General features: G+C 61.9%; 8 protein-coding genes and 2 rRNA genes (1 of these 10 cut by a window edge). 5 read left to right on the top strand and 5 right to left on the bottom strand.

What is annotated here, in order from left to right; all coding sequences use genetic code 11:
• Both FFI97_RS21885 and rrf read left to right on the top strand, forming a co-directional pair.
• Positions 1 to 2,064: ribosomal RNA gene (locus FFI97_RS21885) — 23S ribosomal RNA — on the top strand (it extends 809 nt beyond the left edge of the window).
• 128 nt (positions 2,065 to 2,192) lie between these two features.
• Positions 2,193 to 2,305, top strand: a 5S ribosomal RNA gene (rrf, locus tag FFI97_RS21880).
• 149 nt (positions 2,306 to 2,454) lie between these two features.
• Here rrf and FFI97_RS21875 read toward each other — a convergent pair.
• The 5 genes from FFI97_RS21875 to hppD form a co-directional block, all read right to left on the bottom strand.
• A complete protein-coding gene (locus tag FFI97_RS21875; RefSeq protein ID WP_260685103.1) occupies positions 2,455 to 3,402 on the bottom strand; it encodes an MBL fold metallo-hydrolase in 948 nt (315 codons plus the stop codon).
• Positions 3,395 to 5,086, bottom strand: coding sequence for an AMP-binding protein (locus FFI97_RS21870; RefSeq protein ID WP_139701332.1), 1,692 nt, complete (start codon positions 5,084 to 5,086; stop codon positions 3,395 to 3,397). Before FFI97_RS21870 ends, FFI97_RS21875 begins: the two co-directional genes overlap by 8 nt.
• A 128-nt stretch (positions 5,087 to 5,214) precedes the next feature.
• Positions 5,215 to 6,087 (bottom strand): phenylalanine 4-monooxygenase, encoded by an 873-nt coding sequence (gene phhA, locus FFI97_RS21865; RefSeq protein WP_139701333.1) that lies wholly within the window; start codon positions 6,085 to 6,087, stop codon positions 5,215 to 5,217.
• A gap of 19 nt (positions 6,088 to 6,106) precedes the next feature.
• On the bottom strand, positions 6,107 to 6,919 hold the full coding sequence (locus tag FFI97_RS21860; RefSeq protein WP_139701334.1) for a transporter substrate-binding domain-containing protein: 813 nt from the start codon (positions 6,917 to 6,919) through the stop codon (positions 6,107 to 6,109).
• 29 nt (positions 6,920 to 6,948) lie between these two features.
• Positions 6,949 to 8,076, bottom strand: coding sequence for a 4-hydroxyphenylpyruvate dioxygenase (hppD, locus tag FFI97_RS21855; RefSeq protein ID WP_139701335.1), 1,128 nt, complete (start codon positions 8,074 to 8,076; stop codon positions 6,949 to 6,951).
• 156 nt (positions 8,077 to 8,232) lie between these two features.
• Between hppD and FFI97_RS21850 the strand changes: the two genes are divergently transcribed.
• The 3 genes from FFI97_RS21850 (at position 8,233) to FFI97_RS21840 (ending at position 10,513) form a co-directional block, all read left to right on the top strand.
• A complete protein-coding gene (locus tag FFI97_RS21850; protein WP_062482247.1) occupies positions 8,233 to 8,706 on the top strand; it encodes an Lrp/AsnC family transcriptional regulator in 474 nt (157 codons plus the stop codon).
• 109 nt (positions 8,707 to 8,815) lie between these two features.
• Positions 8,816 to 9,544 carry a GNAT family N-acetyltransferase gene (locus FFI97_RS21845; RefSeq protein ID WP_139701336.1) on the top strand — a complete coding sequence of 243 codons (729 nt, stop codon included), beginning with the start codon at positions 8,816 to 8,818 and terminating at the stop codon, positions 9,542 to 9,544.
• Positions 9,545 to 9,634: 90 nt separating this feature from the next.
• Positions 9,635 to 10,513, top strand: coding sequence for an HlyC/CorC family transporter (locus tag FFI97_RS21840; RefSeq protein WP_062482253.1), 879 nt, complete (start codon positions 9,635 to 9,637; stop codon positions 10,511 to 10,513).
• Positions 10,514 to 10,561 lie beyond the last annotated feature (48 nt).

The following is a 10,561-nucleotide window of genomic DNA, read 5'->3' as shown; positions in this document are numbered from 1 at the left end:
AAAACTATTTAGGTAGTGCCTCAAGTATTACCATCGGGGGTAGAGCACTGTTTTGGCTAGGGGTCATGGCGACTTACCAAACCAAGGCAAACTCCGAATACCGATGAGTACAGCTTGGGAGACAGAGCACCGGGTGCTAACGTCCGGACTCAAGAGGGAAACAACCCAGACCGCCAGCTAAGGTCCCTAAAATTGGCTAAGTGGGAAACGAAGTGGGAAGGCTAAAACAGTCAGGATGTTGGCTTAGAAGCAGCCATCATTTAAAGAAAGCGTAATAGCTCACTGATCGAGTCGTCCTGCGCGGAAGATGTAACGGGGCTAAGCCAGTTACCGAAGCTGCGGATTTGCAATTTATTGCAAGTGGTAGGAGAGCGTTCTGTAAGCCTGTGAAGGTGCGTTGTAAAGCGTGCTGGAGGTATCAGAAGTGCGAATGCTGACATGAGTAGCGTTAAAGGGGGTGAAAAGCCCCCTCGCCGTAAGCGCAAGGTTTTCTACGCAACGTTCATCGGCGTAGAGTGAGTCGGCCCCTAAGGCGAGGCAGAGATGCGTAGCTGATGGGAAACAGGTCAATATTCCTGTACCGATTGTTAGTGCGATGTGGGGACGGATCTTAATAGGTCATCCAGTTATTGGATTATTCTGGTTTAGTTGGATGTAGGCGTGCATTAGGCAAATCCGGTGCACATATACCGAGGCCAACGATCGAGCGGACTTGTCCGTGAAGTGACTGAACGAGGTTCCAGGAAAAGCCACTAAGCTTCAGCTAACAACGACCGTACCGCAAACCGACACTGGTGCGCGAGATGAGTATTCTAAGGCGCTTGAGAGAACTCAGGAGAAGGAACTCGGCAAATTGACACCGTAACTTCGGAAGAAGGTGTGCCCTATTAGTGTGTAGTGAACAACGAAGCATGAATGGGTTGCAAAAAATCGGTGGCTGCGACTGTTTATTAAAAACACAGCACTCTGCAAACACGAAAGTGGACGTATAGGGTGTGACGCCTGCCCGGTGCTGGAAGATTAAATGATGGGGTGCAAGCTCTTGATTGAAGTCCCAGTAAACGGCGGCCGTAACTATAACGGTCCTAAGGTAGCGAAATTCCTTGTCGGGTAAGTTCCGACCTGCACGAATGGCGTAACGATGGCCACACTGTCTCCTCCTGAGACTCAGCGAAGTTGAAATGTTTGTGATGATGCAATCTCCCCGCGGAAAGACGGAAAGACCCCATGAACCTTTACTGTAGCTTTGTATTGGACTTTGAACAGATCTGTGTAGGATAGGTGGGAGGCTTTGAAGCAGGGTCGCTAGATCTTGTGGAGCCAACGTTGAAATACCACCCTGGTGTGTTTGAGGTTCTAACCTAGGTCCATTATCTGGATCGGGGACAGTGCATGGTAGGCAGTTTGACTGGGGCGGTCTCCTCCCAAAGCGTAACGGAGGAGTTCGAAGGTACGCTAGTTACGGTCGGACATCGTGACGATAGTGCAATGGCATAAGCGTGCTTAACTGCGAGACTGACAAGTCGAGCAGATGCGAAAGCAGGACATAGTGATCCGGTGGTTCTGTATGGAAGGGCCATCGCTCAACGGATAAAAGGTACTCTGGGGATAACAGGCTGATACCGCCCAAGAGTTCATATCGACGGCGGTGTTTGGCACCTCGATGTCGGCTCATCTCATCCTGGGGCTGTAGCCGGTCCCAAGGGTATGGCTGTTCGCCATTTAAAGAGGTACGTGAGCTGGGTTTAAAACGTCGTGAGACAGTTTGGTCCCTATCTTCCGTGGGCGCTGCAGATTTGAGGAAGCCTGCTCCTAGTACGAGAGGACCGGAGTGGACACACCTCTGGTGTATCGGTTGTCACGCCAGTGGCATTGCCGAGTAGCTAAGTGTGGAAGAGATAACCGCTGAAAGCATCTAAGCGGGAAACTCGTTTCAAGATGAGATCTGCCGGGGCCTTGAGCCCCCTAAAGAGTCGTTCAAGACCAGGACGTTGATAGGTCAGGTGTGGAAGCGCAGTAATGCGTTAAGCTAACTGATACTAATTGCTCGTGCGGCTTGACCCTATAACTTTGATCAATCTGATCAAGGTGTTATGCCAAGTTGACGCATTCAAAATAATTCGCCCAAAGCTGATTCCAAACTCTATGAATTCGTTTGGTTGATCGCGTGATCAATCGGACAACCCTTTATGCCTGATGACCATAGCGAGTTGGTACCACTCCTTCCCATCCCGAACAGGACAGTGAAACGACTCAGCGCCGATGATAGTGCGGGTTCCCGTGTGAAAGTAGGTCATCGTCAGGCTCTTACAGCCCAGAAAACCCCAGTCAGCAATGACTGGGGTTTTTTGCTTTGCGCGACGTAAAAGAACACGCAAGACAAGAACAGACAGACAAAGAAAAAGCGCCTACTCGAACGAGAAGGCGCTTTTTATTGCAGCAGACAACCGCCAATCAGGCGTTGTGAACTCCCGATGCATCGGATTGCGCTGCGCCAACTGCAATCAGCTCTGCAAGCAGCTCCGACGTCAGATCGACCAGCGACTCACCGGCAAAGAATCGAGCCCGGATCCGCTCGAAATAGGGCGTTCCAGCAAGCCATCTATCCCATTCAGCGTGTGACACCGCGTGCAGCTCCAGCAGCTTGAACTTCATCAGCACCTTCATGGCATGGCGTGCGTGCTTGACCGGGTCTCGCTGCAAACCAGCTAACCGCCGGCGCGCCGTCTGCAAAGACCGGTCAACGTCGGCGAAGACGCCACCATGCCCTGGAATCACCTGGCGCGGCGACAACTTCTCGATCAAATCGAGCGTTGCCGCAATGTCCCCGAACGAGGGCTCGCCCATCAGCTCCGGAAATGCGATGCCAAACCCGTTCTCCCAGAGCGCATCCGCTGAAATCAGGGTCCGCGACGCCGGATCGAACAAGATCACCGAGTGCGGATCGTGGCCCGGAGCCCCATGCACTTGCCACGCACTGTCTCCCAGCAGGCATTCAGTGCCGGGCTTGAGCAGTCCGGTGAAAGCAAACCGCGGGCAACTCTGCCCAGTCGCAAGGAAACTCAGGCCCTGCGCATCCCATCGCTCGACCAGCGCAGCCTCTCCAGGCGGAATGTCCGTCCGCAGCGATGGATAACGCTGCTGCAACGCCGCGTTCCCCCCGCAGTGATCGCTGTGCAGATGTGTGTTCAGCACCCGATCGAGTGGACGTTTGCCCAACACCGACTCCACCAGGGCCAGCGTCTGATCGGCATGCGTGGCATAGCCGGTGTCGACCAGCGCCGTTTCCTCGGCTCCGACGAAGAGGATGTTGTTCGAAGACAGCCAGCCCCGCTCGAACACGACGACATTCGCCGGCAGCCCGGCGCTGGCTTCCCCGTGGTGCCCCACGCGCTCAGGCACCGGCGCTGGTGCGCAGCTCGCGCCGCAGGATCTTCCCCACGTTGGTCTTGGGCAGCGACTCGCGGAACTCGATGTGCTTCGGCCGCTTGTAGCCGGTGAGCTGTCCGTTGCAGTACTGGAGCACGGCGTCTTCCGTCAGCGTCGGGTCCTTGCGGACCACGAAGACCTTGATGGCTTCGCCTTGCTTCTCGTCCGGCACACCCACGGCCGCGCATTCAACGACGCCCGGGCACAGCGAGATCACGTTCTCCAGCTCGTTGGGGAAAACGTTGAAACCGCTCACGAGGATCATGTCCTTCTTGCGGTCGACGATCCGGCTGTAGCCGTCTTCCTGCATCACCGCGATGTCGCCGGTGCGCATGAAGCCGTCGGCCGTGAAGGCCGCCGCCGTTTCGGCGGGCTGGTTGTAGTAGCCGGTCATCACGTTCGGGCCCTTGATGCACAGCTCACCTGCCTGGCCGATTGGCAGTGATTGGCCTTCATCGTCCTTGATCGCGATCTCAATGCTCGGCAACGGCAGGCCGATGGTGCCCGTGAACTTCGTGTTCGACACAGGGTTGTTGGTGCCGATCGCGCAGGTCTCGCTCATGCCCCAGCCTTCGATCATCGGGCAGCCGGTGGCTTCGAACCACTTGCGCGCCGTGCCTTCGGAGGCGGCCATGCCGCCGGCCTGCGACACGAACAGCGTCGAAAAGTCGACCGTCTTGAACTCCGGGTGCATCAGCAGCGCATTGAACAGGGTGTTCACCGCCGGCAGCATGTGGAAGGGGCGCTTCTTCAGCACCGCGATGAACTTGTTGAAGTCGCGCGGGTTCGGAATCAGCGTCATGTGCGAGCCCTGGCGGATCACCAGCAGGCACAGGGTCAGCGCGAAGATGTGATACAGCGGCAGCGCGGCGATGCTGTTGACCTTCGCCAGGTCGCCGGCCCGCGCCAGCGCAGGCGTGAACCATGCCTCGGCCTGCAGCGTGGCGGCCACGATGTTGCGGTGGGTCAGTACCGCGCCCTTCGACAGGCCAGTGGTGCCACCCGTGTACTGCAGGAAGGCGATCGAATCGAGCGTGCTCTGATCGGGCCCGAGCGTGCGCCCGCGGCCTTCGGCAATCGCCTGCTTGAACGGCGTGACCGTGCGGCCGTCGCTCAGTGGCAGCTTGTAGGGCGGCACCATCTTGGCCAGGTGGCGCACGGCCACCGTGATCCACGTGCCGTACAGCCCGCCGAGTAGGTCGCCCATCGCAGTCATCACCACGTGCTTGACCGGCGTGCGCTCGATCACCTGCTCGAGCGTGGCGGCAAAGTTCTCGAGGATGACGATGGCGGTGGCGCCGGAGTCCTTGAGCTGGTGCTCCAGCTCGCGCGCCGTGTACAGCGGATTGACGTTGACGCAGGTGTAGCCCGCGCGCAGCACGGCGCACATCGTGACCGCGAACTGCGGCACGTTGGGCAGCATGATCGCCACCCGCGCACCGGGCGCGAGGCCCTGCGATTGCAGCCAGGCGCCCATCGCCTTCGAGAGCGTGTCGAGCTCGCCGTACGACATCCAGCGCTCCATGCAGACCGAGAACGGACGGTCCTTGTAGCGGCCGAAGGCCTCGTCGAACATGTGAGGCAGGGAGCGGTACTGCTCCGGATGAATCTCGTGCGGCACGCCGGCCGGGTAGTTCTGTCGCGCGGATGTCTGCATGCAAGCTCCTTTGGCGCGGATTGTGGGAGCCAATGCCTCCCACCCGCCAGCGGGCTTGTCCTAGGGGCGCATACCCGGTGTCGCGCAGGCGATAGCCGCCGTGCGCGCGGGAGTCACACAGATGCCGATCAGGCGTTGCCGGATTCGCCCGGCAGCAGCACGCCGGCCGGAATGTCGGGCTGCACCTCGAGCGCGCGGTACAGCGGCGTGAAGTCGGGTGCCGTGAGATCGAAGAGCTGTGCGAAGTTCTCGATCACGAAGTAGTTGGCCTGGTAGGTGTCGATCTTGTATTGCGTGCGCATGGTGCGCAGCAGGTCGAGCGGGAGGCGGTGCGGCTCGGGGCTGCGCACCGCGTGCTGTAGTTCGCCGACCGAGCTCAGGATGCCGGCGCCGTAGGCGCGCAGGCCCTCGGGCTGGCGGATCAGGCCGAACTCGACCGTGTACCAGTACAGCCGCGCCAGCTTCTCGCCGGCGCCCAGCTCGTGCGCCTTGATGCCGCCCTGGCCGTAGCGCTGCACGTAGTCGGCGAAGGTGGGGTCGAACAGCATCGGCACGTGGCCGAACAGGTCGTGGAACACGTCGGGCTCGACGATGTAGTCGAACTCTTCGGGCTTGCGGATCCAGTCGGTCACCGGGAACTTGCGGTTCGCCAGCAGCGTGAAGAAGGGCAGCTCGGGAATCAGCCCCGGCACCGCGACGATCTCCCAGCCGGTGGCGCGGTGCAGGCGCTCGTTGAGTTCCTCGAAGCGCGGGATGCGGTCCTTCACGCCGAGCAGCGGCAGCGCCTTGATAAAGGCGTCGCAGGCCAGGCCCGTCAGCTGCGCGGCCTGGCGTTCGTACAGCCGCTTGTAGGTGTCATGGTCGGCCGCCGTGTAGCTGGCCCAGTCCTGTGGGCAGGTGTAGTCGGCTTGCACCGAACCGCCGCGCGAGTAGTCGCCGCGCGGCGGGCGATCAGATGCGCCATAGACGGCGGGGGTGACAACGGCGGCGGGGGAATCCATGGGGTTTCGGTTTCTCGGGTTACTTGAGCCAGCGGTCCATCACGCGCTGGAAGTCGCCGCCGGCTTGCTGCAGGTGCAGCCATTGGTCGACATACGATTTGAAAGCCACGTCGTCGCGCGGCAGCATCCAGGCCATCTCGCCGTATTGCAGCGGCTTGTCGGGGTTCACCGCGCACAGCCCGGGCTTGAGCTTCTGCTGCGTGATGGCCTCGGCCGATTCGGTGACGAACACGTCGGCGCGGTTGGCCAGGATCTCGTCGAAGATCGTGACGTTCTCGCCGTGCAGCGTGAGCTTGGCCTGCTTGAAGTTGGTGCGGGCGAAGCGTTCGTTGCTGCCGCCCGGGTTGAAGATCACGCGGGTCGACGGCTGGTCGATGGCCGCCACGCTCTGGTACTTGGCCACGTCGGCGCAGCGCGCGATGGGCGTCTTGCCGTTGACCATGTAGGGCGTGCTGAAGAAGGCGCGCTTCTGGCGGTCGGTGGTCACCGACACGCCACCCACGGCGATGTCGCACTTGCCCGCGGCCAGGTCGGGCAGCAGGTTGGCCCACGTCGTCTTGACCCATTCGGGCTTGGCGCCGAGGCTGGCGCTGAAGCCGGCCATCAGGTCGACGTCGATGCCTTCGAACGAGGCGTCGGTCTTCTGAAAGCTGAAGGGCCGGTAGTCGCCCGGCGTGCAGATGCGCAGCACGGCCGCCTTCTGCACCGTGTCCAGGTGCGAGGCGCCCGCGCCGGCGGCGGGCGGCGCCGAAGCACAGCCCGAGAGCACGACCGCAGCGGCGGCTGCCGCGACGAAGGAAGTGACGACAGTCGAAGAAGACGCGTGGCGCATGCCGGGCTCCAGGGCAGTGGTGAAGCGCCTTATTTTGCGGCGCTCAGCACGCCCCGGCGCATCTGGTCGAGCTCGATGCTCTCGAACAGCGCCTTGAAGTTGCCGTTGCCGAAACCGTCGTCGCCCTTGCGCTGGATGAACTCGAAGAAGATCGGGCCCAGCTGGTTCTCGCTGAAGATCTGCAGCAGCAGCGCGTCCTTCTTGCCGTCGATCAGGATCTTGCGCTTTTTCAGCTCGGCCACGCTTTCGCCGTGCTCGGGAATGCGCTTGTCGATCAGCTCGTAGTAGGTGTCGATGGTGTCCAGCAGCGTCACGCCGTTGGCGCGCAGCGCGTCGACGCTCTCGTACAGGTTGTCCGAACCCATGGCGATGTGCTGGATGCCCTCGCCCTTGTACATGTCCAGGTACTCCTGGATCTGGCCGGCCTGTTCCTTGCCTTCTTCGTTGATCGGGATGCGGATCTTGCCGCAGGGGCTGGTCATGGCCTTGCTCTTCACGCCCGTCACCTGGCCTTCGATGTCGAAGTACTTCACTTCGCGGAAGTTGAAGAGCTTTTCGTAGAAATTGGCCCACACGTCCATGCGGCCGCGGTAAACGTTGTGCGTCAGGTGGTCGATGTAGGTCAGGCCGTTGCCCTTGCGCGCCAGCGCGTCCTGCGACGACACGCCCGGCAGCGCCTCGAAGTCCACGTCGTAGAAGCCGATGTTGCCGATGTCGCCCGGCTGCGCGCCGTTCTTGCCGGGCCAGCGGTCCACCAGGTAGATCAGGCTGTCGCCGATGCCCTTGATGGCGGGGATGTTCAGCTCGCCCGGGCCGGCCTTGTCGGCGAAGCCCCAGGCGCCCAGCGCGGTGGCGCGCTCGTAGGCTTGCTTGGCGTCCTGCACGCGGAAGGCGATGGCGCACACGCTCGGGCCGTGCTCGCGCGCAAAGCGCTGCGCGAACGAATCGGGCTCGGCGTTCAGGATGAAGTTGATCGTGCCCTGGCGGTACAGCAGCACGTTCTTGTGGCGGTGCTTGGCGATGGCCACGAAGCCCATGCGCTCGAACACCTTGCCCATCGCGACCGGATCGGGTGCCGCGTACTCGATGAATTCGAAGCCGTCGGTGCCCATCGGGTTCTCCCAGGGCGTGAAGGCGGGGGCGTCGGCGTGGCTCATGGGTGCTGTCTCCGAAAAGTGGGGAAGTTGTGCAGAAAAGAAAACAAAGGCCCGGATTCGGGCCGTGCTGCACTGTAGGTCGGAAGGCATTCAGGTTTTCTGCGTTTTTGGGCGCCCTGGGTGGTCATGACGCAGTAAAACTGCAAAAATGGCGAAATGGAAGCACTCGACAAGATAGATCGGCTCATTTTGCGCATGCTGCAAGCAGACGGCCGTGCCACCTACGACCAGATCGCGGAGCAGGTCAGCCTGTCGCCCAGCGCCGTGCTGCGGCGGGTCAAGCGGCTCGAGGAGCACAAGGTCATCGACCGCTACGTGGCCCTGGTCCAGCCCGAGGCGGTCGGCCTGGGCCTCACGGCCTACCTGAACGTGCGGCTCGAAAAGCACACCGAAACCCACAAGCGCAACCCCATGGACCTGTTCCGCGCCAGCGTGCAGACCTGGCCCGAGGTGGTCGAGTGCGCGGCCCTCACCGGCGACATGGACTACCTGCTGCGCGTGGTGGTGGCCGACATGGCGCACTACAGCCGCTTCATCATGGACACCCTGCTGAAGCACCCCAGCGTCGAAGACTGCAAGACCAGCTTCGTGCTCGATCGTGTCAAAGCCACAACATCTGTGCCCGTTTAACCACAAATTGGTTGCGTAAACACCACGAACTCTGGTATCGAGTCACGAATGCGTCCAGAAAGTGTCCTTGCGGGCTTGGTGATTAAGGGAAAACCCTTACATTGGAGCCATGCTTACCGCCAAGACCCTCCTCAAAGCGTCTCTCGGCCTCGGCTCTTTCCTGAAGGCGCCGATGGTTGAGGCGCAACCGCGCGCCGTCAGCGCGCCCCCACCCGTCATGGTGCCGATCCGCTCGATCGGCCCGCGCGAACGCGAACGCATTGCGCGCCACCTGCTGGACCTGACGCCGCACGACCGCTACCTGCGCTTCGGCTATGCCGCGGCCGACGAGCAGGTTCTGCGCTATGTCGAAGGCCTGGACTTCGACCGCGACGAACTGTTCGGCATCTACAACCGCCGCCTCGACCTGATCGCGATGGCGCACGTGGCCTATGCGCCCGGCGACCAGCACAGCGACTGCGCCGAATTCGGCGTGTCCGTGTCGTCGCACGCCCGCGGCCGCGGCTATGGCGCACGCCTGTTCGAGCGTGCCGTGGTTGCCGCGCGCAACGAAGGCGTGGGCATGCTCTTCATCCATGCGCTGAGCGAAAACGCCGCCATGCTCAAGATCGCCCGCAACGCCGGCGCCACCGTGGTGCGCAGCGGCTCGGAGTCGGAAGCGCATCTGCAGCTGCCCACCGCCACCTTCGACAGCCGCATGAGCGAGATCGCGCTGGAGCACTACGCCGCGGTCGATTTCGTGCTCAAGAGCCGCGCCAAGCAGTTCTGGGCCTTCCTGGCGAGCCTGCAGGAAGTGCGCAGCGGCATGCGCGACGCCCGTAGCAAATCGGCGCCTTGAGCGGGCAAGGCCGGCCTATGCCGGCCGGACGGTAGAGCCTGTCATGCGCAATCCGTTATCCTTGTCTCTCTTCAACTCCGCCCTCCCGCAGTGGCCGACCCTCACCCTGAACGCGCTCCCGTTGAACGGGAAGACAAGCGTGGCTTTCTCCAGAAGCTCGCCGAATTCATCCACCCCGGCCCCGATTCGCGCGACGAGCTGATCGAAACCCTCGCCGATGCCGAGGACAACGAGGTGATTGGCGCCGAATCGCGCGTGATGCTCGAAGGCGTGCTGCGCATGGCCGACATGACGGCCGGTGACGTGATGGTCGCGGCGCCGCGCATGGACCTCGTGAACATCGACGCGCCCTTCGACGCGCTGTTGCACGCCGTGATCCAGACCGCGCACTCGCGCTTTCCGGTCTACGAGGGCGAAAAAGAAAACATCATCGGCATCCTGCTCGCGAAGGATCTGCTCAAGCTGCAGCGCGCGCCGGGCCTGAACATCCGCGCCTTGCTGCGTCCGGCCACCTTCGTGCCCGAGAGCAAGGGCCTGAACGACCTGCTGCGCGAATTCCGCGGCAACCGCAACCACCTGGCCATCGTCATCGACGAGTTCGGCCGCGTGGCCGGCCTCATCACCATCGAGGACGTGCTCGAGCAGATCGTCGGCGAGATCGAGGACGAGTTCGACATCGCCGAGGACGAGGGCGACATCTTCGGCCTGGCCGACCACACCTACCGCGTCTCGGGCGACACGCCCATCGAGCGCGTGGCCGAGGCCTTCGGCATCGTCTTCAACGAAGAACAGCTGAGCGAAGACTTCGACACCATCGGCGGACTGATCGCGCACGAGATGGGCCACGTGCCCAAGCGCGGCGAGCACCACGCCATCGGCGGCTTCGACTTCGTCGTGCTGCACACCAAGGGCGGCGCGGTGCGCTGGTTCCGGGTGTCGCCGGCGCGCGGCGGCGACGCGGCCGACTGATGCCGGCGCCCGCAGCAGCGGCCCCGGCCCGCGTCTCGCCCACCTCTC

The organism is Variovorax sp. KBS0712 (assembly GCF_006323185.2).
Taxonomy (GTDB): domain Bacteria; phylum Pseudomonadota; class Gammaproteobacteria; order Burkholderiales; family Burkholderiaceae_C; genus Variovorax; species Variovorax boronicumulans.
Note: the sequence above shows the minus strand (reverse complement) of the source record. Positions and strands in the feature narration are given on the sequence as shown.

Excerpts from the sequence above, each read along its gene's own strand:
- hppD (WP_139701335.1), bottom strand. The coding sequence starts at position 8,076 with ATGAGCCACGCCGACGCCCCCGCCTTCACGCCCTGGGAGAACCCGATG.
- FFI97_RS21870 (WP_139701332.1), bottom strand. The coding sequence starts at position 5,086 with ATGCAGACATCCGCGCGACAGAACTACCCGGCCGGCGTGCCGCACGAG.
- FFI97_RS21845 (WP_139701336.1), top strand. The coding sequence starts at position 8,816 with ATGCTTACCGCCAAGACCCTCCTCAAAGCGTCTCTCGGCCTCGGCTCT.
- phhA (WP_139701333.1), bottom strand. The coding sequence starts at position 6,087 with ATGGATTCCCCCGCCGCCGTTGTCACCCCCGCCGTCTATGGCGCATCT.
- FFI97_RS21860 (WP_139701334.1), bottom strand. The coding sequence starts at position 6,919 with ATGCGCCACGCGTCTTCTTCGACTGTCGTCACTTCCTTCGTCGCGGCA.
- FFI97_RS21850 (WP_062482247.1), top strand. The coding sequence starts at position 8,233 with ATGGAAGCACTCGACAAGATAGATCGGCTCATTTTGCGCATGCTGCAA.